Origin of the sequence: Mesorhizobium sp. C399B (assembly GCF_030323185.1) — a bacterium.
In the GTDB taxonomy this organism is placed as follows: Bacteria; Pseudomonadota; Alphaproteobacteria; order Rhizobiales; family Rhizobiaceae; genus Mesorhizobium.
On record NZ_CP100472.1, the window covers coordinates 6,257,024 to 6,282,041 of the forward strand.

A 25,018-nucleotide genomic window follows, 5' to 3' on the forward strand; every position below is an offset into this window, starting at 1 on the left:
GCCCATGGGTTCCTTAGCATGAATGAACTAAGCTCATCCATAGCTTCGTAAATAGTCTTTTGTCCAAGTGCGCAAATCATTGTAGCCATCCACTGCCCCCCGATTGCCGCCGTCGGAATGAGAGGCCGTTCATGGAACGAGCCTCGACTACGAACGACAGTGAAATGAAGACAATCGCTTGGGAGTACCCCATGACTATTCGACCCCCCGAGTTTGCGCATGCGCGCTTTTCGACCGCCATGTGGCCCCGAGCCGAATGGAGAAACGTCTATTGCGACCTGTTGCGCCGGATGGTGACCGACATGGATTTTAACGTCACGGAGGAAAAGCTCTCCGTCGACGCGACCATCCTGCGGCTGCCGGGCGTCGGCATTGCCGATTCGAGGACCACCGCCTTCCGCACCATCCGTTCCAGCGCCATGGCCAAGGGGACCGATGACTACATTTTCTTCATGTGTCTGGAGGGCGCTGCCACCTTCTCGCATCTCGGCCGCGAGGCCAGCATCGAGGCCGGCCAGGCAATCCTTCTGTCCTCCTCTGATCCGCATGTGATCGAGCGGGCGATGTCGCATCATCTCTTCATCACCATCCCCAAGGCAGCGCTCGGGCCCGTGGCTGCGAATGCGGATGCCGCCCTGATGACGCCGATGTCATGCGTGGGCGAAAAGTTCTTGCTGCTGACCAGCTATGTCCGTCTGCTGATGCAGGAGCCGAACCTGGCCGCGTCCGAATTGCGCTGGCTTGCCGCCAAGCACATACAGGACCTTGTCGCGGTCGTGGTCGGGGCAACGCAGGACGCCACTGAGGTCGCCGCAGGCCGCGGCATACGCGCCGCGCGGCTGCGCGCCATCAAAGCCGATATCGAAAGCAATCTGGCTTCCGGCGATGTCGGGTCCGACGCGCTGGCCGGGCGCCACCGCGTCAGCGCGCGCTATATCAGAAAGCTGTTCGAGGGTGAGGGTACCTCGCTGTCGCAGTTCGTGCTTGGCCGGCGGCTGGCGCTGGTTTGCAGCAAGCTATCCGACCTGCGCCTGGCACACCGCACCATCGGCGCCATCGCCTTCGACGCCGGCTTCGGCGATCTCTCGACCTTCAACCACGCCTTCCGCCGGCATTTCGGCATGACGCCTTCGGAAGCGCGGCAGAGTGCGGCTGTGCACCGCGCCTCGCTGGAGCCCGGCGGCCGAACAGGCCACGCGCGGCAAAGCGCGACGGGTGTTGCGGCCGCATGACCTCAAAACAAAAGCCCGCAGGATCGCTCCCGCGGGCTTTTGGTCGCCTGAGATGGTGTCGCTTCGGGGGAAGCAAAAATCTAAGGAAGGCGGTCGCTTCTTAGGCGCCGCCGCCAGGAATGGGGGGCGCCAGCTTGCTGGCGCCTTTGATGATCTGGCTGAGGAAGTTCTGGTCCTTCCCGCCGGTCGGCGTGGTGCGCGAGATGAAGTCGAAAATCTTACCGTCCTTCAGACCGTAATTGGCAATCTGGGTGACGCGCCCGTCCTCGCCAAAATAGACCGCGAGCACTTTCTGGTCGACCAGGCGCGGCTTGTCGAAAGCGACATAGCGCTTGCGCGTCTGCGAAATGTAATAGAACGCCTCATTGTCGAAGGTGGCTTTCGTCGATGGCGTGCCGAGCGCCAGAAGCACCTGTTCGCGGCTGGAGCCCACCGGCACCGAATCGACCGCCTGCTGGTCGATAACATAGCCCTGCGTCAGCGTCTCGCTAGGGTTAAGGTCGCCGAACATCTTGGACGAATTGCAGCCCGACAGCGCGGAAGCCACCAGCACCAGCGAAACCGCGGCGGTGGCCCCAGGCAGAAAAGTCGACTTGAATTTCAGCGCGCGCAACAACAACTCCATTAGCTGGCCGCAACTTGCGCTGGGCGGCAAAACCGGTAAACCAGCTTGCTTGCCGATGCAACAAGGCCCATTCAAACAATCGGTCCCCAGGAGACCACCCTCAATGTTCCAGCGCCTTTTTGGCCGCGAACGCAACGCCAACCGCGCTATCACCGAGGCGCTTTACGCACAAATCGTGGCGGCGGCGCGGCAGACCGTGTTTTATTCCCACTGGAATGTGCCGGATACGCCGCTCGGCCGTTTCGAGATGCTGTCGCTGCATATGTTCCTGTTTCAGCACCGGCTCCGCGGCGAAGAGGGCGTCGCGCATGAGGTCGCGCAGGTGCTGATCGACGAGTTCTTTCTCGATGTCGAGCATTCGCTGCGGGAACTGGGCGTTGGCGATGTCGGCGTGCCCAAGCGCATGAAGAGGCTGGCCAAAATGTTCTACGGCCGTACCGCCGCCTATGACGACGCGCTGGAACGCAGCGACCGCGACGCGCTTGCTGCCGCCCTGGCGCGCAATGTCAGACCCGATGCCGGCGCCTGGCTGCAAGCCTTGCCGCTGGCGTCCTATGTAATCGATGCCGCAAGGCAGCTTGAAGCACAGCCGTCCGAATCGATCGTTTCCGGTGCCGTGGCGTTTCCCGTCGCGAAAGCGGAGTGAGGAGGGGAGACCAAGATGAAACATGTGGACACGCCTAGCCCGGTCTCATTTGCGGCCAATGTCGGCCGCCTGCCGCACAAAGGTTTGCAGGTGGTGATCGACGCCGACGCCGCGCAGCGCGCAATGCTTGCGCGCGAGCACGAGCTGCTTTCGGTCGAAAACTACCGTGCTGAGCTTTTGGTGGCGCCGTGGAAGCGCAATGGCGTCAAGGTCAGCGGCCGCGTCGAGGCTGATATCACCCAGGCCTGCATCGTCACCCTTGAGCCGGTCGCGGCCCATATCGACGAAGAGGTCGAGGCGCTGTTCCTGCCCGAACAATCCAAACTCGGACGGCAAGGTTTCGAAGGCGGTGGCGAAATCCTGCTCGACGCCGAAGGGCCGGACAGCCCGGAAACTTTCTCCGGCGACACGATCGACGTCGGCGCGCTCGCCGAACAGTTCTTCGGGCTGGCGATCGATCCCTATCCGCGCAAGGCAGGCGCCTCGCTCGATGCCGCCGGCCCGAACGAGCCCGTCGAGAATGAATTCCAGCAAAAGCTGCGATCCTTGCTTGGAAAATCCTAAAACACGAAGCGATCGGAGAAAAGCCGGTTGTGCGGCAGCCCAAAACCGCTATTTTCGCCGAACCTTCGCGAGCCCCTGAATTTCGCGAGTTTCGTATTTCTTTCGCGGGCCATGTGCCCTGGCCCAAGCTAGTGAGATAAAGACCGCGTGATCAGGATTTCCATCGATGCCATGGGTGGCGATCACGGGCCAAACGTGGTCATCCCGGCACTCATGACGGTCGCCGTCAGGCGTCCCGACATCCGCTTCGTCATATATGGGCGCGAGGAATTGGTGCGCCCCGAACTCGCCAAATTCCCCAAACTGGCCGAGGTCAGCGAGTTCCACCATTGCGAAGTCGCGGTCAGGATGGACGACAAGCCGAGCCAGGCGCTGCGCCACGGCCGCTGGAAGTCGTCGATGTGGAAGGCTGTCGAAGCAGTCAAGAGTGGCAGCGCGCAGGCCTGCATTTCGGCCGGCAATACCGGCGCGCTGATGGCGATGTCGAAATTCTGCCTGCGCACGATGGCGACCATCGACCGTCCGGCGATCGCGGCGATCTGGCCCACGATGCGCGGCGAGAGCGTGGTGCTGGATGTCGGCGCCACCATCGGCGCCGATGCGCACCAGCTGATCGACTTTGCCATTCTCGGCACCGGCATGGCGCGCTCGGTGTTCGGCATCGACCGGCCGAAAGTCGGCCTGCTCAATGTCGGCGTCGAGGAGATCAAGGGACAGGAAGAGGTCAAGGAAGCCGGGCGCATGCTGCGCGAGGCCAACATGGCCTCGATGAATTATCACGGCTTCGTCGAGGGTGACGACATCGGCAAGGGCACGGTCGACGTGGTCGTCACCGAGGGCTTCGCCGGCAACATCGCGCTCAAGACGGCAGAAGGCACTGTGCGCCAGATCTCAGGCTATCTGCGCGCCGCGATGAACCGCACGCTGATGGCCAGGATCGGCTATGTCTTCGCCAAGGGCGCTTTCGACCGCCTGCGCGAAAAGCTCGATCCGGGCCGCTCCAATGGCGGTGTTTTCCTGGGTCTGAACGGCATCGTGGTAAAGAGCCATGGCGGCGCCGATTCGGACGGTTTCGCGGCGGCCATCGAGCTTGGCTACGACATGGTGCGCAACAATCTGATCGACCGCATCGAGGCCGATCTCGACCTGTTCCATGCGCGCAACCCGCATGCCCAGGCAAACAGGAAATCCGACGCCACCGTCGACGAAAAGGAATAGGAAAGAGCTTTGATCAGATCAGTCGTGCGCGGCACCGGTGCTGCGCTGCCCCGCCGCATCATGAAGAATGCCGATTTCGAAGGCATGGTCGAGACCTCGGACGAGTGGATCGCCCAGCGCACCGGCATCCGCCAGCGTCATATCTCCGCCGATGACGAGACGACGGCGTCGCTGGGCGAGGCGGCGGCGCGCGCAGCGCTCGACAATGCTGGTCTTACGCCTGCCGACATCGATCTGATCGTGCTGGCGACCTCGACGCCCAACAACACCTTTCCGGCGACCGCCGTCGAGATCCAGAACCGGCTCGGCATGCATCACGGCTTTGCCTTCGACCTGCAGGCGGTGTGCTCGGGCTTCGTCTATGCGGTGACCACCGCCGACCTCTACATCAGAGGCGGCCTCGCCAAGCGCGTGCTGGTGATCGGCGCGGAGACCTTTTCCCGCATCCTCGACTGGAGCGACCGCTCGACCTGCGTCTTGTTCGGCGACGGCGCCGGCGCGCTGGTGCTGGAAGCGGATGAGGGCACCGGCGGCATTGCCGACCGTGGCGTGCTGGCGATGAGCCTGCGCTCCGACGGCGCCCACAAGGACAAGCTTTTCGTCGATGGCGGTCCCTCGACCACCGGCACGGTCGGCCATCTCAGGATGGAAGGCCGCGAAGTGTTCAAGCACGCCGTCGGCATGATCACCGACGTCATCGAGGCGACGTTTTCGCAGGCCGGCATAACCGCCGACGACCTCGACTGGTTCGTGCCGCATCAGGCCAATAAACGCATTATTGACGCTTCGGCCAAGAAGCTCGGGATTGCTGAGCAAAAGGTGGTGGTCACCGTCGATTTGCACGGTAACACCTCGGCTGCTTCCGTGCCGCTGGCGCTTTCGGTGGCCGTCGCCGACGGTCGCATCAAGAAGGGTGATCTCGTGCTCCTGGAAGCGATGGGCGGCGGCTTCACCTGGGGCGCGGTTCTCGTTCGCTGGTAAGTGCCGAACGGTCCGGTTTCGGTCCTTGACCTTGCCGGATCAATTACTTAGGCTCTGCCTTTACCTGTATCGATTTATGTTTTTTGAACTGATGGGACGGTCGCATGGGGGGAAAGACACTTACGCGCGCCGACCTTGCCGAAGCTGTTTACCGTAAGGTCGGCTTGTCACGCACTGAATCGGCAGAACTCGTCGAGGCGGTGCTGGACGAAATCTGCGAAGCCATCGTACGCGGCGAGACGGTGAAGCTGTCGTCCTTCGCCACCTTCCACGTCCGTTCCAAGAACGAACGCATCGGCCGCAATCCCAAGACCGGCGAGGAAGTGCCGATCCTGCCGCGCCGGGTGATGACCTTCAAGTCGTCGAACGTGCTGAAAAGCCGTATCCTGCGCTCGCACCAGAACAGCAAGGCCAAGGGCGGCAAATAGGTTCTGCCGCAGGCTTCGGTTGAAAACGCCGGGCCGTTTTGACGCCGGGCTTGAATATTGTTTCATAAACCGCTGAAATGATACCCGATTCGGCAGACTGGGCCGGATCGCCGTCCAGCGTGAGGATTTCGCCCATGGACAAGAGCCCCGACGCTTTCCGCACCATCAGCGAGGTCGCGGAGGATCTCGATCTGCCGCAGCACGTGCTGCGCTTCTGGGAAACCCGTTTCAACCAGATCAAGCCGATGAAGCGCGGCGGCGGCCGCCGCTACTACCGGCCGCAGGATGTCGAACTGATCAAGGGCATCCGCCACATGCTCTACGACCAGGGTTACACGATCAAGGGCGTGCAGAAACTGCTGCGCGAGAACGGCAACCATTTCCTGGTCGCCATCGGCAATGGCGACATGGCTGCCGTCGAAGCGATCTCGCAGCGCAGGCAGGCCGATCAGGTGCCGCTGACGCCAGCCGCCCAGCCGCGCGGCATGGATGACGAGATGCTGGTCGGCCAGCCCAAGGTAAAACCCAGCCGCCGCTTTTTCGGCCTGGGCAAGACCGAGGAGGAAGGTCCGGTCCAGCCCGGCGCATCGAAACTGTCGCGCGACAACCGGGCCTTGCTGCAGGAGGCGCTGTTTGACCTCCTGGAGTGCAAGCGCCTGCTCGACCAGGTGCGCTAACCTTTCCGCTGCCCTCGGGCAAGCAGACCGGAACCGGTTCTGCGGCCATGCGTTTGGCCTTCTCTCAAAAGAAGGAAAAACAATCATGGTATCGCTTTCGACCCTCTCCGATCTCGATCTCGAAAAGCAGGTCGCGACCCTTTCCAAAGAGCTCGCCGCGTTGCGCAAAGTCGTGGCCAAACGCGGCGGTGCTTACTACGAGGACGGGCGCGATGCCGCTTCGGACTATTATGGGCAGCTTGCCGACCTTGTCAGCGATGCGCTGCCGGCGATCAGGAAGCAGGGCAGGGCGATCGAAAAGACGGCGCGCGATCGTCCGGCAACAGCCGCTGCTGTTGGGTTGGTCGTGGTCGGCCTTCTCGCCAGCCTGTTGCTCAGCCGGCGCTAAAACAATTCACGAAAACAAAAAGAAAATGGCGGCCGTCCCGCGGACGACCGCCATTTCCCTGATCTGCGGCCGATTACTTGGCGAGCTTGATCTTGGCCTGCGGCGAAACCTGCGCGGTCTGGCTGCACTTGCCATAGACAGTGCCATTCTTGTCCGTGGCGTCGGTATAGGTGCCTTTGCACTCGATCGAGAGCACCAGGCAATGACCGGAGCCCTTGCAAACCGCGCCGCCGTCGCCCGTGGGATGCGTGCCGTTGGCGAAAGCCGAGGTCGGAACGGAAGCCGAACCGAAGGCCGAGACGATGAGGGCCGCGGCGAGCGTGATGCGCTTGAAGTTGGTCATTTGAGCATTTCCTTCTCTGGATCGAGGATCGCCACCATGGCGTCCTTCTGTGTTGGGATCGCCTTCTCGGCGTCCATGCCGGTTAGTGCGGCCTCCAAAGCAAAGGTTCATGCGTGGTTCGAATTTTCTTCGCGTTTTTTCGCGACGTCGATTTTTAGCCTTCGCCAACGGACGGCGCCTGGCGGGGGCGGCATCGATCATGCATTTCGCGTGAAGGGCGCTGACGTAGCAGCGCGGCATCCCATGCGAAGGTCACACGGTGGCGTGCCCAAATGGCCGGCCAAGACCTAGTCCGCCCCCGGCTCTTGTCAGGTGGCGGCAGCAGTCATTGCCGCCACTTGGCACCGCGCTTTCTGCCACTCCCGGCTGCGACTATAACGCCAGTCCAAAGGTACCGGCGGAGGAGACGGGCGTGGTCGCAAATTACATCGACGAGTTCATCATGTTCTGCGCTGGGTTGTGGATGACAGGCGTTGGTTTTGGGCTGCTCCAAAGTCCTTTTCAGGCCCAGCAAGGTCAGCAGCCATGGTGGCTGCAGGTCGCGAAGCATTTCAAATGGATGGGGCCGCTTTTGATTTTGATCGCAATAGTGCTCGCGTTCGCGGCGCCGTCCTAGCGGGTTCCGACGGCATTGAGAGACCCGGGGTGTCCTGCAGCTGGCTACCGCTGTGTTGTCGGCCTTGCGCCGGATACGTTCGTTGGGTGCGCTGTGGTTGCTCGCATTCTGGCGCATGGGCGCCATCGAATCCTGCCTTCAGCTTTTCCACGTGTCGCCTGGCAAAAACCAACGGGAAGGCGGCCTTGGCGAGGACTCCAGGGCCAGCCTTCCCGTTGGGCAAGTCGGCCCTGTCAGGCCTTCTTGGCCTCCACCTTGTTGTGGTGGTGGTGGTGGTGGTGGTGGTGATGGCGGTGATGCTTGTTGTGATGATGATGATGGTGGTGATGCTTCTTGTGCAGCGGTGCTGCGTCGGCGCTGCTGGCGCCGATGAGGGGCAGAGAGACAGCCAGGGCAAAAGCCAGCCCGAGAGCCGACAGGAGGGACTTCTTCATGACTTCGTTTCCTTTTCTGCGCGGGCTGAATTTGGCCGTCACCGAGCAAGATCGGTGCCGGTGAACCCCGCAGTCATGACTATCGCCTCCGAACTTTTCGACAGTTTTTCCGGACTGTAGAATTTTGTTTCTGGATTGTGTCTGGCGGCTTCGTCGGCAACCTACATCGGCGGAATGACGCCGTTGGTGCCGACAACGACCCGGCCCGCGGTCAGCTTGCCGTCGCTGCCGCGCTCGGCGTTGACGAACACCACAGCGCCAGGCTTGAGGTCGGCGGGCGTCGCCGGCGCGAAGGTCACCACCGGCGTCGTCTGCGGGATCGCGATCTGCTTTTTCTGGCCATTGTCGTAGGTCAGCGTCACCGTGCGACCTGCAATCTCGGTGACATCGGCGACCGTGCCGTTGGTCATCCGGCTGTTGGGCTCGAGATCCCACGGGCGGTCGCCTTCGCCGGCGCCCTTCAGCGCGGCCGGGAAGATCACCACCTCAAGCGCGCCGCTGCCGCCATCGGCCTTCGAAACAGAGGCAATGCCGAGGAAATCGCCTTGCTTGATATCCCCGGCATCCGCCTTGGCGACGCCGGAAATCTTCCACCCTTCAGCCAGCGCGATGGCGTCGGTAGCGCCTTCGCGGGTCTTCACCGTCAGCGTCGCTCCGGCAAAGGCGGTCACCGTGCCGCGAATGCGCACGGCCTCGGCGGCTTGCGCCGCGACCATGCTCGCGCCAGCGAGGCCTGAAATCGTGGCGAGCACGATGGCTGATGTCTTGAATGTCATGGATCTGATCCTCTTGGGAAAAGCTGGCCCGATGCGGCTGCCAGCAATATCAGGCTAACGCGCGAGCGGCGCAAAACCGCTGAACACTTCGGCGTGCGGCCCTTCAAAAGAACTTGATTGGGAGATCGGGGCGGAGATCCTATATGTGCCCTGGCGCCTGCGGTTTTGACGCCGGTTCACGATGCTGTGACGGTCGGTTTGGGCCTTGGCAAATCGCCGTCAAGCGGGCATTGTCCCGGCTCTCAGGCAACACCCTATCATTTGATCCAAAACTCTTTAGCCCCATGGAGTTGCCAATGCCCCAAACTGCAAAACACGAACCCTTCTCCAGGCTGGCGGCCGATGTTGCGGCCGACGTTGCGCTCGAGCACCCCGGCCTCAAAGCCATCCGGGAGACAAAGGGATACAGTATTGAAGAGCTTTCCCTGACCTGCGGTCTGTCGACCAGCGAGATTGCCGACATAGAGAGCGGCAAGGACACCGATCCGACGAAACTTCGCCGGATCGCCGCAGCATTGCAATTGCCGGAAACGGCCCTGATCGATGCCCCGGCGCCCACGGCGCCTGTGGAAAATCGGTCCGTTTCATAAACAACGGCCAAGCGTCGTTCAACAAGCCCGCCATGGTTTGCCCTGGCGGGCTTGTTGCATTCGCCCCGCGGCGAATGTCACTTCTTGCTCGGATCGTCCGCCGGGTTGACGTAGGTGATTGCGAACGGCCCCTCGCCATGAACCTGGACGATCGTAGCGCTTGTCGCCCAGGCGTAATGGTTCATTCCCTGCGGGGCTACGCCGAAGCCGCCGGCGGTCAGTTCGATGCCTTTGGTCTCGTCGAGCTTGTCGCCCATGCCGATATGAAAATTGCCGGAAATCACCGTCACATACTCCGAGGTGGGATGGTTGTGCGCGGCAATTTTGTAGCCGGCCGGCAACTTCAACCGCAGCACGTAGATGCCATCCTTCGAGGGGTCCCCGGCGATGACAGCCATGTCCGCGCCGGCGGGCAGGACAGCAGGAGCAGGGCCCCATTTGATGGCGTCCGCGTTTATCGGCATGTCGTCGGCAAGCAGCGGCGCCGTCCCGACAAGCAGCAGCGCCAGAGCCGAGGCGAGCTTGAGCATGATTGTCTCTCCGGTTGGTCGTGGGAGCACAGCATAAGCGCCGGCCCTGATCCATTGCGACCTACCAAGGCAGCAGCCCGAACACATCTCCCGCACGGGGGATGCGCCTTGCGTTGTTGACATGCGACGCGACCCGCCTGGCCTGGTATCGCTGCAGCCGTCGAGGGGCGGGGAGGTTGCCGCCGACCGAGCGTGAAGCTATCCCGTGTGAACGCTAACCGTTTTCGAATGGGACAATGCCGAGATGAGCCTTGAATCCGTGCGCGCCTTCCTGGCTGCCCATGCGCCCGATGTCGAAGTGCTCGTCACCGAAGCGAGTTCCGCGACGGTGGCGTTGGCGGCTGAGGCGCATGGCGTGGAGCCGGCGCAGATCGCCAAGACCATCTGCCTGCGCGTCGGCGGTGAGACCATGCTGATCGTGGCCGGCGGCATGTCGAGGCTCGACAACCGCAAATTCAAGGACCGCTTCGGCGGCAAGCCGCGCATGCTTGACGCCGACGAGGTTGTCGCGATTACCAGCCATCCCGTCGGCGGCGTCTGCCCATTCGGCCTGCCGGCGCCGCTGCCGGTCTATTGCGACGTCTCGCTGCGCGCCTTCGATGAAGTCGTGCCCGCGGCCGGCGCCACCAACGCCGCTGTAAGGCTCAGCCCGCAGCGCATGGCACAGATTGTCGGCGCCGAATGGGTCGATGTGTGCCAAGGATGAATGTTGGTGATTTGAGAAGCAGGACCTTTGGGGGCAAGTCCTGTCTAAAAATGGTCGGAGTGGCCGGATTCGAACCGACGACCCCTTGACCCCCAGTCAAATCTCAAGGCTCTCAAAGCCTAACATTCCAAATCACAAGAGCGCACCACATGCCTTGCAATGCAAGGCGTTGAGCGATATGTCTGCGAATGATACTAACATCGGGTAACGCCGTCAAACACACCAAATGCGTTACCCCTCGTTACCCGGAAGGGGCATTTGACCATGGCAAGCGTGCTCACAACGAAGGCCGTCGAGGCCGCCAAGCCTAACCCAAACGGCCGGCGGGAGATCCCGGACGGGGGCTGTCGTGGCCTCTATCTGGTCATCCAGTCGAGCGGCGCGAAATCGTGGGCGCTTCGATATCGGTTCGGTGGCAAATCCCAAAAGCTGACCATCGGCCATGTGCTTAATGCCCGACTATCAGACGCGCCAGTCGGCGGCCCGGCATTGGGGCAGGGCCATACGCTCGGCGAGGCCAGGGTGGCAGCTTTGCGCGCTTTGACGGCGGTATCCGAGGGTGTGGATCCGGCTAAGGTCAAGAAGGCGGCTATCGAGGCCGCCAAGCCGGTTTCCGAAGAAGCATTGTCCGACAAGCAGGCCGAAGCGGAACGCGATCTGGTTCGTAAGCAAGGCGCCGCCTTTGTGGAAGGATGGTGCAAGGCCCAAAAGAACCGATCATGGCCCGAGGTCGAGCGACAATTCAAAGCCGAGATCAACCCGGTGTTGGGCGGCCGCCACGTTGCTCACGTTACAAAACGCGACGTGAAAGACCTTCTAAAGGCTATCGTCGCCCGTGGATCGCCGGTCACGGCGAATCGGGTTTTTGCGACGTTGCGAAAGTTCTTTGGCTGGCTCGTCGACGAGGACGTCATTGCCGTATCGCCATGTGATGGGATCACCAAACCGACTGAGGAGAAGCCTCGCGAGCGGGTGCTTGCCGATTCCGAGCTGCAAGACGTCTGGCGCGCCATGGGGGCATTTGAATATCCATTCGGACCGATGTGGCGTCTGCTTTTGCTGACCGGCCAGCGACGTGAGGAAGTGGCGGGAATCGAATGGCCGGAAATGTCCTTGGGCGGGAACTGGCCAGAATGGAAGCTGCCGGGATCTCGGACCAAGAATGGTAAGCCGCACTCGGTTCCATTGTCGCATTTGGTGGTAGCCATATTGGGACTATTGCCCCGCGAACCGATCATCGCCGCCAACGGCAAAAAGCTCGAACCAAAGTTCGCGTTCACCACTACCGGCGAAACTCACGTCTCAGGATACAGCCGATCAAAGGCGCGGCTGGACGCCGAGATAGGAAGGTTGCGGACGGAAGCCAATGAGGCTGCCGAGCCTATGCCGCCTTGGGGCCTGCACGATCTACGCCGGACAGTGGCAACCCGACTTGCCGGGTTCGGCGTTCGCCTAGAGGTAATCGAGAAAATATTGAATCACGTTAGCGGCTCGTTTGCAGGGATCGTCGGCGTCTATCAGAAGCACGATTTCGAAGCTGAGAAGCGGCAGGCGCTCGAAGCTTGGACGCGATATGTCGAGTTGCTCGTCGACGAGATGCTGTGGCCGAAGTTTCAGGCGTGGAGAGTAGACGGCGATCGCGACGAGGAGACAGCCCGCAGAAGCGAATTCAACGGCGCTCTTCTCGAAGGTGGCGGACGCTGGCAGAGCGTTTTGGCCGCAATCAAAGGCGAGAGTGCCGACAACGTTCTTGCTATGCCGGTCAGCCGGTCGAAAGCGCTCGCGTGAAAATAGCTGAGATTTCTAATACGCCGTTGAAATGGCGGACACTGTTTGATAGCGATAGATGATCGACGGGCATTCTTAGGCCCTCGAACCGACCTGGGCAGTTGAGGCCCGGCAAACGACAGGGATTTGAACCTGTGTTCGCCGGCACCATTGGCCCCAAGCGAGCACACAAATGTGGAGTTCGCAAAATGGCCGGAAAACTCAAGCTCGTTCCTAAGGTTGAAGAGTCAGCTACTGAGGCTGGCTATCTGACTGCGCCCCAAGTCCTGGCCCGATTTCAAATCGCCGATATGACGCTCTGGCGCTGGTTGCAGGACGAAAAACTCGGCTTCCCGCGCCCGCTGGTCATCAATCGCCGGCGCCTCTTTCTCAAGGCTGCACTGATCGAATGGGAGCGCACTCGCGCCAGCCATGTGGCCTAAGCCAGGCCGCCTCGATGAGTTCTCACCAGATTGGCAAGCCGGCCGTTGACCGGCGCGGGCGACGCGGCGCGCCGCCGGTGTACGCGCCGGCGAGGTCGTGCCCTGACTGGCGCCCGGCAAGAGCGCATCTGACACCGCATCAAAGGCTCTCTTGCCGTGAGGTCCAGCCTTTCTGGGGATCGGCCGGCCAAACCGGCGCATGCCTGAATCCCAGTGTAGCGCGCCGGGGCGCGCCCGCACCCATAGGAGATCACATTGCCAAAAGACCCTGACGAGAAGGGCGAGCCAAATGACGGCTTTGCCAAGTTCAGATGGAATTGGATCAGGCAGGTACTTTACGACCATGAGCTGTCATCAACAGCGGTTCGTATCGCACTCTGCCTGGCGATGGAGTTTCTAAATCGCAAAAGCAGGACAGCCTGGCCTTCACAGATGACTTTGGCGACGCTGCTGAGATGCAGCGTGAAGACCGTGGAAAATGCCATCGCGTCGTTGGGTGAGCGGGGTCACTTAACTGTCACTCGTCGTGGAAAGGGGGTGACCAACAGCTACGATTTTGCCCTTCATGATCCGACAAAAGCTTCCGATCAAGATCCGAAAGAAATTGCGGATCAGAAGGATGCTTTGACCGGCAACAATTGGGACCGTGATCCGAAAGAAGCTGCGGACATGAACAGACAGAATTTGCGGACGACTCATATGAGCGCGCACAGTGATGAACCAAAGGCGGCCCTTGCAGGGGCCGCCGAACGGTTCAGGCCGTCATCTAACGTTAGTGGAACATCGGAAGCGCGCCATGGCGCTTCCGATTCCAACGCGGCAGCCACTAAGTCAAATAGTCAACAAACGCCGATCCGCGTCATCGAAGAAATGGACTCCTCCCTTGCCGCTGAGTTCGCTGCATCCTTCGATGCGCTCCATGAAAATCCGCCTGCAGACTATGCGTGCAACCACGATGACGACTTCGATCACGTCGAGCGCGATGAAGGCAGCGACAAAGGCGAAGACGATGCGCCCGGCGTCGACGGTCTTGGACCAGACGACGAGGGTGCCGACGTCGGCCTCATGTTCGACGAAGACTATGAGGACGAAAGCGAGATTCCGTTCGAACTGGTCAGCGGCGCTCCCAAAGTCCCACAAAAGCAATGCTGAGGAGGAATTGCATGCCGAAAGATCAATCCGACCAGCTCTCGATGATCCCTTTGTTCGAGAGGACAGCCACGATTCTGTGGTTTCCGATTCGCCAGCGCCGGCAAGTAGCCCGCGGCGCCGCAAGGCGCTTGTTGGCCGCGCCAGACCGTCCAGAGCAGCAGCGGCGGTGGAGATGCGAGCGCGGGAAGCTTCGCCAGGAAATGCGTGCGCTTGGTCTCGACGACGGGCAGATCGCAGCCGAACTGAGAAGATTTTTCGATGTGGTTGGTTTCGAAGCGTGGAAAATTTCGCGAGTTCCTGCCCGCGAGAGTTCCGATGGCGGCGCCGCGTGATCACAACGCCGGGCACAGGAGTCCTTGTAGTCATGGATCTGAGGATCGGCCGGCGTGGTACAAGCCTGGCGTCCGGGGCAGGCAGCAGAGCCGGCCGATTCCCGCCACAAGTGGCTTTGGCCCGCCTTTTTCCGAGGGGCACTTGATAGGTTGTCAAGTGCTACCACTTGGCAACTGCCTTTGATTCCGCGCATATAGCGCTAGTGAATACCGTCGAATCTGAATCCGGGTAACGCGTGAGTAAAAAATATGGCACGAAATCAAGCCAAGATGACTAGGCGAAAGGTCGAAATTGAAGCTGAAAACCTGGCCGTCAACAGGCCGGCCTTGCGCGGCGTCGATCGCCGCACTGCCGGCGGCCGGCGATATGCCGAGATCCTTGGCAGCATTCTCGCAGCTATTGGCGGCACGGTCCGCGACGAACAAACGATCTTGGCACGGCGTGCCGCCAGCATAGCGCTAGTGTGCGAGAGCGAGGATGCCCGACTGGCGAACGGCGAGATTATCGATGGCACCGCGTACGTGACGCTCGCAAATGCCCTTTCTCGCCTTTTCGAAAGCCTTGGGATCGACAGCGCCAGGCCGCCGAATGACCGGCCCGAGCGGGTTCCAAGCATGCGAATTTTCGGATGATCGTATCGCCGCGGTCCGTGCAGGCGGCTCGCGGTGCGCGCCGCCGGCTTTGTGGACTTGGGTCGGCGGCGCGGTTTGGTAACTGAGTCAGTGTTTCGGAGTAGCTGTATGGCCCTTTCCCCGTCTCTTAATCGTGCGGTCATCGACCGGTATCAGATGAAGGATCCTCGAGCCGGCACTGTCCAGCCGGACCCCGCGCTCGACGACTTGGCCGGCGCTCTCGACTCCGCCGGTAATGCAGCGGTCGAGATCGAGGCGACCGCGGCGGCGATCACTGCCGACAAAACCCGAACTGCACAGGACAACGCCGTCCGGGTTCGCGCCGCCGCGACGACGATCGCGCAACGCGGTGTCGCCCGGCTCGATTCGGCGCTGGAGCGGACTCAAGCGGAGATAGGTCGGCTGACCGCGTCGACTTGGGCTCCGGCACAGCCGAGGAATGCGACGGAGGAAAGCCGTGCAGCCGAGTTGCGAGGCGTGCTGCGCCAGATGGACGACAAGTCTCGCGCGGCGGCCATAGCCGGACGCCTGGCGGCAGGGGACGATCAATTCCTCTCTGCGGTCCTGCACGCGGATCCGCTGCTGCTTGGAATGAGCGATGTCTCGCACGCGTCCGTACGCGATCGCTGGCGCCGGCAAAAGTTCCCTGTCGAGCTCGGAAGGATCGAGAGGCTGACGAAGGCCGTCGAAGCCGCTCGGCGTGCCGGCTTGGCCTTCGTCGAGGTAGCCACTAGGCATACCCAGTCGCCCCCTGCCAAGCTGGCGGACGCGGCCGCGGCCCGCGCGGCGGAGGCGATTGCAGCAGCAGCTAGTCACCAAGCGTAACGAGGAGAAGTCCGATGCCCGACGATGATTTTGAGTTTCCGTCCACGGTCCCGACCCTGGCCAAAGTGCCGGTGCAGTTTCGTGCTTGCTACCAGCCGACGGGTTTTGGCGGCTTCACGTTGACGCCGGAAGCGCAGGCGATCGCCGACGAAGGCAATGCGGCGCTCGCGGCCGCCCAGCAGGCCCATGAGGCGGCCTTGGCCAATAGCGACAACGTCATCAAGGAACGCACTGACACGCTGCACGGCATGATCGCCCGCGCGGCGATCGGCGACGTCCTTGACGCCCAAGGCGTGCCTGGCAGGTTCGCGCCGGCGGGCTTGGCTCTGTTTCTGACAACGCACAAAGTCGAGGTCGAGCCGGCCGACGATGGCGACGGCCATGTCGCGCTTATCCGCGACGGCTTTGGCCTTCGGAGCGTCGAGGCCGCAGTGAGTGCTTGGCTGGTCAGCGACGAGGGTAGGGCGTATGCGCCGGCGAGGAAATCGGCCGGCGAGTTCGGCAGAATGATCGCCGATCTGAAAAAACAACGCTAACCGGTGGCCGACAGCTCGCCAAGTGCATGAGCGCTATTTAAGTCCGAGATCCGCTCGTCCAAGGGCGATCAGCTCTTTGTTAGCCTTGTCGATTAGAGGCCATTCATTCTGGATTTGCTCAAAGAAGGAATTGGACCTATTCGGCACGTTCCCTAGCCCTTTCTCCAAAGCTTTGAGGATCTCAGTTACTTCCTCTGACAGCAGTAATTGCGCAACAGCGCTTGTCTCCTCCAGACGCCGGCGAGCAGCCCAATAGCGGGCGCGCAGTTCATCAGTGCTTTCAGCCGTCGGCGCGCGGATATCGAGCTCCTCCAATTCCCAAATCCCGTTGATTCGGCTCATGGCGCCTAACGCTGCCACCAATTCGGAGTAAGCGGAAAGCCTCCGCTCCCAGTGCTTTTCAGCCTTATAGCGCGCCAGCGCCCACTGTACGGCCTTCCAGGCGATGAACATTGCGCCGCCAAACTGAAGGGCCAGCTTGGCGGCTTCAAACGCGATGGTTTCGCAATTGGTCACTGTGGTCGCGCCCTGTGTGCTTCAATCCTACGGAAACGAAAATACCGGCTGCGCATCGGCAACCATGCGGTCTTGCTCGGTTCGCCAAATTCGCCAATTCCGGACAGGCGCCGCGGTCGTTGAAAGTTCGTGATCCGCGAAGGTTTGTGAGTTTATGCAAATAGGTTGCCTCGGCATGTTGATCCGCGGATCTGAATCCAGCCGGAATACAACTGCGTCGGTATCCAAGAAGATGCTGGACGCCGCGTCGGGTGTGTAAGTGTTCTGAGGAAATGTTTCCTGGCCGGGAAGAAGATCAAGCACCCAGTTCATCCCAAATGATAGGCAGCGATGCAGATGATCAGTGGCCACGTATTGCATCCGGCTAGCTTCAAAAGCCGCACCTTGGAGCACTGCAATAACTAGGCGTCCAGTCGCCAATCTTCTCACAAGAATACAAAGCGCGAATCCTTGGTCGATGTCCGTAGTGAACAACTCGCCAAGTTCAAGCTCGCTAGAGGGCTTTGTGACCAATGAATTTGTGACGATCATTTTTAGCATCCTCTCAGCCGAAGGCTCGACACATCTCGAAAAAATGTTCTCGCATGAACTGCGGCAACTTGCCTAGGGTAGCAGAGTCGGCTGGCGGGGTCAGCGCGGCGCAAAAAGGGCGCCGTGCACACCCTGGCGCTTACCCTGCGCACGATTGGCCTCCGCTGCGATCGCCGCTGGCCAAACGAAGTGCTTGAATTCTCTTGCAGACGGACGGGGAGACGGTAAGGCGACCTCTTGACCGGTGGCTCAAATGGTGGGTGCGTTAATTCCTAGGAGTCGATTGATTGAAAAGCCGCATAGTTAAACGGCACCAAAATCGACATCCCCGCCTTTCGCCCGCTTTCCTTTCACGACCGAAGCCGTCACGTTAAACGGCAGCGATATCTCGCCATTGGTCCACTCTTCCCAGCCACCCAAAGTTTTCGTTGACCCGACGAGGGTTTTTAGGAGAGTGGGCGAGGCGCCCCTCGTGGCAGCAAGATTGTCACTTGTGTAAGCTATGTAGCAGGTCACGTGGGCAACATTGCTCTCGCAAAGAAGCCCAGCGACGGCTACGGCCGTCAAGTACATTCCCTCAAATTGCTTTTTTGCGTGGGCCCAATCACTCAGGGAAAGTCCGCTCTTCAGCTCAACAATATGCAGCCAAACCTCGTTGTCGACAAATGTCAAAAACGCGCCGTCAGCGCACTTCCTCTGTTTAAGCGACCACAACAGCGGAGGTTGTTTTGATGACTTGATTCTAATGATCGGGGACTTGGACGAAAAACGCGCCGTACCCTCGCCGCCAGGACTGGTTTCCGTGATGTCGCAGGTGTCTTTGAGTTCGTGCACGTAGGCATTGTTGAAGTGACAAAGGCGTTCCCTGCAAATGTCGATCATTCGTCAGACTCGCCGATCGATATCGTTTCGTCGGCAAGATCGATAAGCGTTTCGTTGAGAGATTTTACGACAAATCCCTCTGAGCGCTGATGGACTTTGCGGACTGCGGTCATTTTGCCGTCAGGTACAAATTCGTAGGCACCAGCGAGTCTGGGATCAATCAAATCTTCGATCTCATAACCTAACTTTTTCAACATCTCATCCCTCCTAGGGTGAGCGTGCAGAGTCATCAGGTTGTTTATCTGTTGAACGAACGTGTCGCTGTGAGTCGTCACCAAGACCCGGTATCCCCCATTGACGAGACGAGCGAGTGCTCGAGCCATGGAGCGCTGGGCGGAAATATGGAGGTGAGCCTCTGGCTCTTCGAAAATAATCTGAGTTGCACCCCGCGACCTCAGCAATACCGAAAAAGGCGCTAACTCGGTTACCATCGAAGACGCCGCGTGCAGTGGAACTACAAGCTTGCTGCCATCGGGAATGTAAGTGAAGGACGGAACCTCGTCATCGGAGGCCAAAATATGCCCGTTCAGGATTTCTTTCTCAAGCCATTGCACTACAGCCGGGCCAGGAGCCGTGACGCTGAGACGTCCGCGAGGAACCGCCATTTTTTGCAAAAAATCACGAAATGGTCGCGGCAAATCGACTGTAGACGTTTCGTCGCCTTCAAAAAGATTAGAGACCAACGCGCGCAGAGCAACCATGAGTCCGGTGCGAGCGGCAGGTATATATATAGTATTTCGTACAAGCATCCATGATCTGCCATAGATCACTCTGCCTACGATTTCCATAAAGACTCGATCTTTTGCTCTATTTTCTGCGATCGTGCTATTGAGTGGAAAGTTAGTCCTTAGATAACTTTTTCCTTCTCTGTCAAAATACGTGGAGCCGAGAAATTTAACTTTGTTGTCAGCGTCACCTAAATCAGAAACAAGGAGAGTAATGGAAAAATCGTCGAACTCATCTACGCCTATTGAGATTTCCGTATTAGAAAATCCATCAAATGAGAAATTGTAACTAAGGAAATCCGACCCACCTAAGGCCAGTTCTTCATTCAGATATTTAATTACGTCATCAGCTGCCTTGCGATCAACTCCAAGAGAGACGACTTTTTGATCCTTTTTTGGAATGCTGACTTTCTTGAACCATGCCGGCCTGCGCTCTCTTGCCTCGTCGGTCGCGAGCAGGGGCATCAGGTACGCGAGAGACCACATCAAGGTGGCTAGGTAGCTCTTGCCCGTGTTGTTGCGTCCTACGAAAAGAAGCAGAGGAGCCGTTTCGATTTCGGCAGCTCGAATTTTGCCGAGGTTCTTAACGCTAATTTTTGTCAAGGCATCTGCTCAAAAGTTTCATAGTCACCAGCCACATAAACTCACCCATATCATCGCGCGTCAATGTGACAGCATTGTCTTAGAAATTTCTCAAATTGGATTATGTAATTGAAAAAGTGGCAATTGCACCTGGGCAGATAACCGCGCCGTTACCCCTTGAGACACCCTAACAAACAAATGCAACTCGTCATTCGAGGGACTTTTGGGGATAAGTCCTTGTATTGTTTGGTCGGAGTGGCCGGATTCGAACCGACGACCCCTTGACCCCCAGTCAAGTGCGCTACCGGGCTGCGCTACACTCCGGACCGCGCAAAGCCATATATTTTCAAGGGGTATGGTGCAAGCGCTAAAACGGCGCGCCGGGCCTGAAAGTCGCCAGCATTCGGCCTTGTCGCCGCAACGCCAAGGCGATATGGCTCGCGCAGTATCGATACGAAGGATTGCGCGTGGCAAATTCCTGTTTTTTTCTGGCGGCCGACGCCAATTATTTTCCGTATGCATGCTTGGCGGCGCGCAGAATTCTGGATGTTTCGGGAGACGCAACGCCAGGCTTCATCCTGCATGCCGGCGCACGCGATGCCGATATGCGTGTTGCTGAACGCCTGCTGAAGAACCGTCTTCGCATAATGGACGTTTCGGGGCTGTTTGCGGAGGCTGGCCATACTTTCCGGCCAAGCAATGTCGGCACTTTTGTTCGGCTTTTCGCCGACCAACTGCCTCAGTTCGCGGACTATGACCGCATCGCCCATGTCGATTGCGATGTTCTGTTCAATCGAGATATCGCGGATCTCGTGGGCCAGACACTTCATGCTCCGTTGTTGGCCGCTCACGACGATTACATGTATTTCCGCCCGGGCTATCGGAACAAACTGTCGATGCAGCCGGGGGCGCCTTATTTCAACGCCGGCATCATCGTCTTCAACATGCCGCCGGTGCGTCAACAGGGACTTTTGCACCGCGCCAGAGATGTTGCCGTTGCCGGGCAAATGAACGATCAGAACGCGCTGAACATCGTCTTCGAGGGCAAGTGGCAGACGATGCACCCGAACTGGAATTTGATGTCCAACGATACGAAGGAGTTTCGGTTCGCCCAAGCCTATGCGCGGCATTTCGCCGGCGGCAAGCCCTGGGGAAGCCAGGTCGACGTGGAGCCCGAGGCGCTTGCCGTCTGGCGCGATCTGGCAAGGGATACGCCGTGGCTTGAGCCCTTCCGGCAGCGTATTCCCTTCGAGCGGGGCGTCATGAGGCGGTTCGCCCGCAGGTTCGACGGTATCATGGGGATGTTGCCGAACAAGGACCGGTATCGGCGGCGCGCACGGTACGACGGCAGCAAGGTGCATAAGATATATGCCGAGCATGCTGACGCCGGGGCGATGGCTGTGCAGTTTCCGGAAGTACTCGGTGGTTTCGCCTGAGACCCGCAACGGAGCTCTCGCGAATGGGTCAGGCAACAGGTTGTAGCATGCCGCAAAAATCGTGTTTCTTTTTCGCCACCGACCAGAGGTATTTCCCGTTTGCCAGCCTGGCGGCGCGCCGCGTGCTGAATGTGTCGGACCACCTCGACGGCTTTATTTTGCACACCGGTGTCATCTCCAACGAAGACCGAGCTATCGGAGAGCGTCTGCTCGGTGGGAAGATCCGCATCCTGGATGTCACGAAATTCATGGAAGCGACAAACTTCAACCGCGGAACGCACCCAACCCTTGCGACCTACATCAGGCTGTTTGCCGATCAATTGCCGGAGTTCGAACCATATGACCGCATCGCCTATTCCGACGCCGATGTGCTTTTCAACAGATCGATAGAAGACCTCTGCAACGTCCCGCTCAACGCTCCGCTGCTGGCCGCACACGATGAGCAGACCTATTTCGACGTAAAGTATCGACAGCATTTGCCGATGCAGCCAGGCGCGCCGAAGTTCAATGCCGGCGTGCTGGTGTTCAACATGCCACTGGTCAGGCAGGAGGGGCTTCTGGAGCGTACCCGGCAGTTGGCCTCCGAGCAGGTTTACGGGATGGATCAAGGTGCATTGAACGTGGCTTTCGAGGGCAGGTGGCAGACGATGCACCCGTTCTGGAACGTGATGACCAACTACACCAGCCAGATTTCTTTCAGCCGCTGCTACGCCCGCCACTTCGCCTGGGGCAAGCCCTGGGACCGTCCGCCGATCGGTGTCGAGGTCGGCGCCATGGCGATCTATCGTGATCTGGCGAAAGGCACGCCCTGGGCCGGCCGTTTCAACAGCAACTGGCCGATCAAGAGAGGCATATTGAAAAACCTCGGCCGCAAGTTCGACGCCATCAGCGGGATTTTGCTGAACGACGAGAAGCGCAAGCGACGGGCGCGGTTCGACGCCGAAAAGGTCAGCGCCATCTTTGCCAGCCATGCGGACAATTCGATGTTGGCCGTGCGGTATCCCGAGCGGGTGACCGGTATCGCGAGATAGACGAAATCGTCGGTCGCAATTCGTTCCGAAGGCGAAGTCATCCGAACTCGGCGGCTTTCCCATCGGTTTAGCTTGCCGCCACCGCCCGCAACCCGCGCTGATGCCTGTATTCCAGCGCGATCGCGCCCCAGATCAGGCCGAGCAGCAGGTAGACATGGCGCCAGTGGTCGATGTCGATGAAGGTGCCGAGCCCGATATTGCCGATGAAAGCGACGTAGGCGCAGAGCAGATAGGGCTGCCACGGCCGGTCGCGCAAAAGGATGCGGAAGCCGGCCGCGATCGTCCACAGCGTCAGCGACAGGAACGAGACGAAGCCGAGCCAGCCATAATCCATCAGCGTCTTCAGCCATATGTCGTGCGTGTCTTCGCCGAAAATGGTGCCGAACACCAGCGGGCCGATGCCGAGCGGATGTTCGAGCGCCATCTCGAAGCCGATCGTGTAGCGGGCAAAGCGGCCAAGGCGCGCCGTGTCGTAGCTCTGTTCGAGCTGGGCGCGGCTGGAAAACATCTCGCCGACGCCGGGCAGCTGCAGGATGACGATCATGGCGACCACCAGCAGGGTGACGGCGGCAATGCTCATGATGATGACGCGCAGCCGGAACTTGCCGCTGTTGCTTTGCAGGAACAGGGCGCCGGTGAGCAGGATGGCCGAGACGGCGAACATGCCCCAGGCGCCGCGCGAGAAGGAGAAGAAAATGCCGGCGGTGATGATCAGCAGCGGCACCGCCAGAAGCGGCATGCGCGCGATCGAGCCGGTCAACAGGAGATAGAGCAGATAGATGCCGGGCAGCACCAGGAATGGTCCGAACACGTTCGGATCCTGGAAGGCGCCCTGGGCGCGGTCGTATCTGGTGAAGATTTCAGCGCCCGGGAAAGCGTGGAAATAGCCGGCAATGCCGAGCAGCGAGGTCACCACCGCGGAGACAACATAGGCGATGAAGATCAGCCGGTAGAGGCCGGGCTGCACCGCCGTCACCGACGAGAAGAACACCGCGGTGACCGCGAGAAACAGCGAGACCGCGAGATAGAGCGGTGTGTTGGCGAGATCGGCCATCTGAGTCATTGCAATCATGCCGCCGATGTTCATCGTGATCAGCAGCACCAGCAGCGGCACGGCCGCGCGCGATATGCGCAGGCCAAACAGCCCCCACACCCCGATCAGCCCGACCATGAAAAGATCGTAAGGCGCCGGCTCGTCGATGACGAAGCCTGACAGGAAGACGCCGAAAAACACCGCGCCCGACGATATCAGCGCGATCAGCTTGGCATTGACCGCAGCCTGCGGCACATCATGGGAAATCGCGCTCAATAGGCGTTTTCCGTGTTGAGCAGCCGCAGCGGCGTCATGAGCAGGATGCGCAGATCGAACAGCATCGACCAGTTCTCGATGTAATAGAGGTCATATTCCGTGCGCATGCGGATCTTCTCATTGGTGTCCATCTCGCCGCGCCAGCCATTGATCTGCGCCCAGCCGGTAACGCCGGGCTTGACCTTGTGGCGGGCGAAATAGCCGTCGACCACCTCATTGTAGAGAAGGTTGTGCGACTGCGCGGCAATCGCATGCGGGCGCGGGCCAACCAGTGACAGCGTGCCGAACAGCGAGTTGAAGAACTGCGGCAGCTCGTCGATCGAGCTCTTGCGGATGAAGCGGCCGACGCGGGTGACGCGCGGATCGTTCTTGGTCACCGTCTGCTTGGCGGTCGGGTCCGAGCGGTCGGTGTACATGGAGCGGAATTTGTAGACTTCGACGATCTCGTTGTTGAAGCCGTGCCGCTTCTGCTTGAATAGCACCGGCCCCTTGCTGTCGAGCTTGATGGCGATGGCAGTCGCCAGCATCACCGGTGAGAACAGGATGATGCCGATCAGCGAGAAGACGATGTCGAAGGCGCGCTTGGCGACCGAATCCCAGTCGTTGATCGGCCTGTCGAAGATATCGAGCATCGGCACCGAGCCGATGTAGGAATAGGCGCGCGGGCGAAACTGCAAAGCGTTCGAATGCGCCGAGAGCCGGATGTCGACCGGCAGCACCCAGAGCTTCTTCAGCAGCTGCAGCACGCGCGTTTCGGCAGTCAGCGGCAGCGACACGATCAGCATGTCGATGCGCGCGATGCGAGCGAATTCCATCAGCTCCGAAATGGTGCCGAGCTTGGGATAGCCGGCCACGATCGGCGGCGAGCGCTTGTCGCCGCGGTCATCGAAGATGCCGCAGATGCGGATGTCGTTGTCTGGCTGCTTCTCGACCGAGCGGATCAGCATCTCGGCCGCCTTGCCGCCGCCGACGATGACGGCGCGGCGTTCCATGCGGCCGTTGCGCGCCCAGCGCCGGATCAGCTTCGACATCACCAGCCTGAGGCCGAACAGCAGAAGCAGGCCGACGACAAACCAGGTGCCGAACAGCAGACGCGAATAATCCTCCGACATTTTCATGATGAAGGCCGTCAGCGCCATCAGCGCGAAGGTGCCGGCCCAGACCATCAGCACGCGGCCGAGATTGGAGATCGGTCGCATCAAGGCGGAGATCTGGTAGCAATCGCTGACGTCGAGCAGCACCACGGCCACGAATGACGCCGCGGCAATGGTCAGCGGATATTGCCAGGCGAGATAGTTGAAGAAGCCGACAAAGTGGAAGTAGAGCGCGAGCCCCGACAGGAACAGCAAGCCGAATTCGACGATGCGCAATACGCCGCTGACCATGACCGGCGACATCGTATCGCGCCGGTATTGCGAGGCGACCTGGCGGGCAACACTGTTCATGCCGCCGGGCGTGGGGCTCTCGGCAGGACTGTCGAATTTGCGCACCGCATCGGCCGAAAAGCGGCGCGTGGGGTCGGTCTCGTTCATCGGGTTTCCCACAAGCTTCCGCGATGACGATA

31 protein-coding genes and 1 tRNA gene are annotated in these 25,018 nt (G+C 60.1%); 20 read left to right on the forward strand and 12 right to left on the reverse strand.

The window, feature by feature from the left end; genetic code table 11:
- Positions 1-191: 191 nt before the first annotated feature.
- A complete protein-coding gene (locus tag NLY36_RS29915) occupies positions 192-1,232 on the forward strand; it encodes a helix-turn-helix domain-containing protein (protein WP_198024431.1) in 1,041 nt (346 codons plus the stop codon).
- Positions 1,233-1,332: 100 nt separating this feature from the next.
- Here the strand turns inward: NLY36_RS29915 and NLY36_RS29920 are convergent, their stop codons facing one another.
- Entirely contained in the window at positions 1,333-1,845 is a 513-nt protein-coding gene (locus NLY36_RS29920) for an outer membrane protein assembly factor BamE (protein WP_023669368.1), read from the reverse strand.
- Positions 1,846-1,960: 115 nt separating this feature from the next.
- Here NLY36_RS29920 and NLY36_RS29925 point away from each other — a divergent pair, with 115 nt between their 5' ends.
- The 7 genes from NLY36_RS29925 (at position 1,961) to NLY36_RS29955 (ending at position 6,759) form a co-directional block, all read left to right on the forward strand.
- Positions 1,961-2,503, forward strand: a complete 543-nt coding sequence (locus NLY36_RS29925) for a ubiquinol-cytochrome C chaperone family protein (RefSeq protein WP_023736478.1) — start codon at positions 1,961-1,963, stop codon at positions 2,501-2,503.
- 15 nt (positions 2,504-2,518) lie between these two features.
- Positions 2,519-3,067: a YceD family protein gene (locus NLY36_RS29930; RefSeq protein WP_023715400.1), complete on the forward strand. Its 549-nt coding sequence runs from the start codon at positions 2,519-2,521 to the stop codon at positions 3,065-3,067.
- A gap of 147 nt (positions 3,068-3,214) precedes the next feature.
- On the forward strand, positions 3,215-4,285 hold the full coding sequence (gene plsX, locus NLY36_RS29935) for a phosphate acyltransferase PlsX (RefSeq protein WP_023669372.1): 1,071 nt from the start codon (positions 3,215-3,217) through the stop codon (positions 4,283-4,285).
- Positions 4,286-4,294: 9 nt separating this feature from the next.
- Positions 4,295-5,266: a beta-ketoacyl-ACP synthase III gene (locus tag NLY36_RS29940; protein ID WP_023669373.1), complete on the forward strand. Its 972-nt coding sequence runs from the start codon at positions 4,295-4,297 to the stop codon at positions 5,264-5,266.
- Positions 5,267-5,370: 104 nt separating this feature from the next.
- Positions 5,371-5,694: an integration host factor subunit alpha gene (locus NLY36_RS29945; RefSeq protein ID WP_006201891.1), complete on the forward strand. Its 324-nt coding sequence runs from the start codon at positions 5,371-5,373 to the stop codon at positions 5,692-5,694.
- A gap of 134 nt (positions 5,695-5,828) precedes the next feature.
- Positions 5,829-6,371: a MerR family transcriptional regulator gene (locus NLY36_RS29950; protein WP_023669374.1), complete on the forward strand. Its 543-nt coding sequence runs from the start codon at positions 5,829-5,831 to the stop codon at positions 6,369-6,371.
- An 85-nt stretch (positions 6,372-6,456) separates the two neighbouring features.
- Positions 6,457-6,759, forward strand: a complete 303-nt coding sequence (locus NLY36_RS29955; protein ID WP_023669375.1) for a hypothetical protein — start codon at positions 6,457-6,459, stop codon at positions 6,757-6,759.
- A 73-nt stretch (positions 6,760-6,832) separates the two neighbouring features.
- Here NLY36_RS29955 and NLY36_RS29960 read toward each other — a convergent pair whose 3' ends face one another.
- Positions 6,833-7,102: a hypothetical protein gene (locus NLY36_RS29960; protein WP_023669376.1), complete on the reverse strand. Its 270-nt coding sequence runs from the start codon at positions 7,100-7,102 to the stop codon at positions 6,833-6,835.
- 412 nt (positions 7,103-7,514) lie between these two features.
- Between NLY36_RS29960 and NLY36_RS29965 the strand changes: the two genes are divergently transcribed.
- Positions 7,515-7,718: a hypothetical protein gene (locus tag NLY36_RS29965; protein WP_023697438.1), complete on the forward strand. Its 204-nt coding sequence runs from the start codon at positions 7,515-7,517 to the stop codon at positions 7,716-7,718.
- A 233-nt stretch (positions 7,719-7,951) separates the two neighbouring features.
- Here NLY36_RS29965 and NLY36_RS29970 read toward each other — a convergent pair whose 3' ends face one another.
- Together NLY36_RS29970 and NLY36_RS29975 are read right to left on the reverse strand one after the other, a co-directional pair.
- Positions 7,952-8,152: a hypothetical protein gene (locus NLY36_RS29970; RefSeq protein WP_032934513.1), complete on the reverse strand. Its 201-nt coding sequence runs from the start codon at positions 8,150-8,152 to the stop codon at positions 7,952-7,954.
- A 161-nt stretch (positions 8,153-8,313) separates the two neighbouring features.
- Positions 8,314-8,928 carry a hypothetical protein gene (locus NLY36_RS29975; RefSeq protein WP_023669379.1) on the reverse strand — a complete coding sequence of 205 codons (615 nt, stop codon included), beginning with the start codon at positions 8,926-8,928 and terminating at the stop codon, positions 8,314-8,316.
- 296 nt (positions 8,929-9,224) lie between these two features.
- Here NLY36_RS29975 and NLY36_RS29980 point away from each other — a divergent pair, with 296 nt between their 5' ends.
- A complete protein-coding gene (locus tag NLY36_RS29980; RefSeq protein ID WP_023682373.1) occupies positions 9,225-9,518 on the forward strand; it encodes a helix-turn-helix domain-containing protein in 294 nt (97 codons plus the stop codon).
- A 77-nt stretch (positions 9,519-9,595) separates the two neighbouring features.
- Here NLY36_RS29980 and NLY36_RS29985 read toward each other — a convergent pair whose 3' ends face one another.
- On the reverse strand, positions 9,596-10,048 hold the full coding sequence (locus NLY36_RS29985; protein WP_023697436.1) for a cupin domain-containing protein: 453 nt from the start codon (positions 10,046-10,048) through the stop codon (positions 9,596-9,598).
- Positions 10,049-10,292: 244 nt separating this feature from the next.
- Here NLY36_RS29985 and NLY36_RS29990 point away from each other — a divergent pair, with 244 nt between their 5' ends.
- From NLY36_RS29990 to NLY36_RS30025, 8 genes are all read left to right on the forward strand, one after another.
- Positions 10,293-10,754 (forward strand): YbaK/EbsC family protein, encoded by a 462-nt coding sequence (locus tag NLY36_RS29990; protein ID WP_023689490.1) that lies wholly within the window; start codon positions 10,293-10,295, stop codon positions 10,752-10,754.
- A 264-nt stretch (positions 10,755-11,018) separates the two neighbouring features.
- A complete protein-coding gene (locus NLY36_RS29995) occupies positions 11,019-12,542 on the forward strand; it encodes a tyrosine-type recombinase/integrase (protein ID WP_023736480.1) in 1,524 nt (507 codons plus the stop codon).
- 188 nt (positions 12,543-12,730) lie between these two features.
- Positions 12,731-12,964 (forward strand): helix-turn-helix transcriptional regulator, encoded by a 234-nt coding sequence (locus NLY36_RS30000; RefSeq protein WP_023736481.1) that lies wholly within the window; start codon positions 12,731-12,733, stop codon positions 12,962-12,964.
- A 255-nt stretch (positions 12,965-13,219) separates the two neighbouring features.
- Positions 13,220-14,116 (forward strand): helix-turn-helix domain-containing protein, encoded by an 897-nt coding sequence (locus NLY36_RS30005; RefSeq protein WP_156933241.1) that lies wholly within the window; start codon positions 13,220-13,222, stop codon positions 14,114-14,116.
- A gap of 11 nt (positions 14,117-14,127) precedes the next feature.
- The gene (locus NLY36_RS30010) at positions 14,128-14,448 is read left to right on the forward strand and encodes a DUF6074 family protein (protein ID WP_023736483.1); all 321 of its coding nucleotides are present in this window, start codon (positions 14,128-14,130) and stop codon (positions 14,446-14,448) included.
- 249 nt (positions 14,449-14,697) lie between these two features.
- Entirely contained in the window at positions 14,698-15,081 is a 384-nt protein-coding gene (locus tag NLY36_RS30015) for a hypothetical protein (RefSeq protein WP_023736484.1), read from the forward strand.
- Between the two features lie 108 nt (positions 15,082-15,189).
- Entirely contained in the window at positions 15,190-15,906 is a 717-nt protein-coding gene (locus tag NLY36_RS30020; RefSeq protein ID WP_023736485.1) for a hypothetical protein, read from the forward strand.
- A 14-nt stretch (positions 15,907-15,920) separates the two neighbouring features.
- Positions 15,921-16,442, forward strand: a complete 522-nt coding sequence (locus NLY36_RS30025) for a hypothetical protein (RefSeq protein ID WP_023736486.1) — start codon at positions 15,921-15,923, stop codon at positions 16,440-16,442.
- A 33-nt stretch (positions 16,443-16,475) separates the two neighbouring features.
- On the opposite strand, the gene NLY36_RS30030 is transcribed toward NLY36_RS30025, so the two are convergent.
- From NLY36_RS30030 to NLY36_RS30050, 5 genes are all read right to left on the reverse strand, one after another.
- Entirely contained in the window at positions 16,476-16,958 is a 483-nt protein-coding gene (locus NLY36_RS30030) for a hypothetical protein (RefSeq protein WP_023736487.1), read from the reverse strand.
- 27 nt (positions 16,959-16,985) lie between these two features.
- On the reverse strand, positions 16,986-17,489 hold the full coding sequence (locus NLY36_RS30035) for a hypothetical protein (protein ID WP_156933242.1): 504 nt from the start codon (positions 17,487-17,489) through the stop codon (positions 16,986-16,988).
- A gap of 303 nt (positions 17,490-17,792) precedes the next feature.
- Positions 17,793-18,371: a hypothetical protein gene (locus tag NLY36_RS30040; RefSeq protein ID WP_023736490.1), complete on the reverse strand. Its 579-nt coding sequence runs from the start codon at positions 18,369-18,371 to the stop codon at positions 17,793-17,795.
- Positions 18,368-19,699, reverse strand: coding sequence for an AAA family ATPase (locus NLY36_RS30045; RefSeq protein ID WP_023736491.1), 1,332 nt, complete (start codon positions 19,697-19,699; stop codon positions 18,368-18,370). Before NLY36_RS30045 ends, NLY36_RS30040 begins: the two co-directional genes overlap by 4 nt.
- 226 nt (positions 19,700-19,925) lie before the next feature.
- Positions 19,926-20,002, reverse strand: a tRNA-Pro gene (locus NLY36_RS30050).
- 143 nt (positions 20,003-20,145) lie between these two features.
- On the opposite strand from NLY36_RS30050, the gene NLY36_RS30055 reads away from it, so the two are divergent.
- A complete protein-coding gene (locus tag NLY36_RS30055; protein ID WP_031249308.1) occupies positions 20,146-21,114 on the forward strand; it encodes a glycosyltransferase family 8 protein in 969 nt (322 codons plus the stop codon).
- Positions 21,115-21,161: 47 nt separating this feature from the next.
- The gene (locus NLY36_RS30060; protein WP_023697434.1) at positions 21,162-22,145 is read left to right on the forward strand and encodes a glycosyltransferase family 8 protein; all 984 of its coding nucleotides are present in this window, start codon (positions 21,162-21,164) and stop codon (positions 22,143-22,145) included.
- Between the two features lie 67 nt (positions 22,146-22,212).
- On the opposite strand, the gene NLY36_RS30065 is transcribed toward NLY36_RS30060, so the two are convergent.
- Both NLY36_RS30065 and NLY36_RS30070 read right to left on the reverse strand, forming a co-directional pair.
- The gene (locus tag NLY36_RS30065; RefSeq protein ID WP_023697433.1) at positions 22,213-23,454 is read right to left on the reverse strand and encodes an O-antigen ligase family protein; all 1,242 of its coding nucleotides are present in this window, start codon (positions 23,452-23,454) and stop codon (positions 22,213-22,215) included.
- Complete coding sequence (locus NLY36_RS30070; RefSeq protein ID WP_023689486.1) at positions 23,451-24,986, reverse strand: undecaprenyl-phosphate glucose phosphotransferase; 1,536 nt, start codon at positions 24,984-24,986, stop codon at positions 23,451-23,453. The genes NLY36_RS30065 and NLY36_RS30070 overlap by 4 nt, the downstream gene beginning before the upstream one ends.
- Positions 24,987-25,018: the final 32 nt, after the last annotated feature.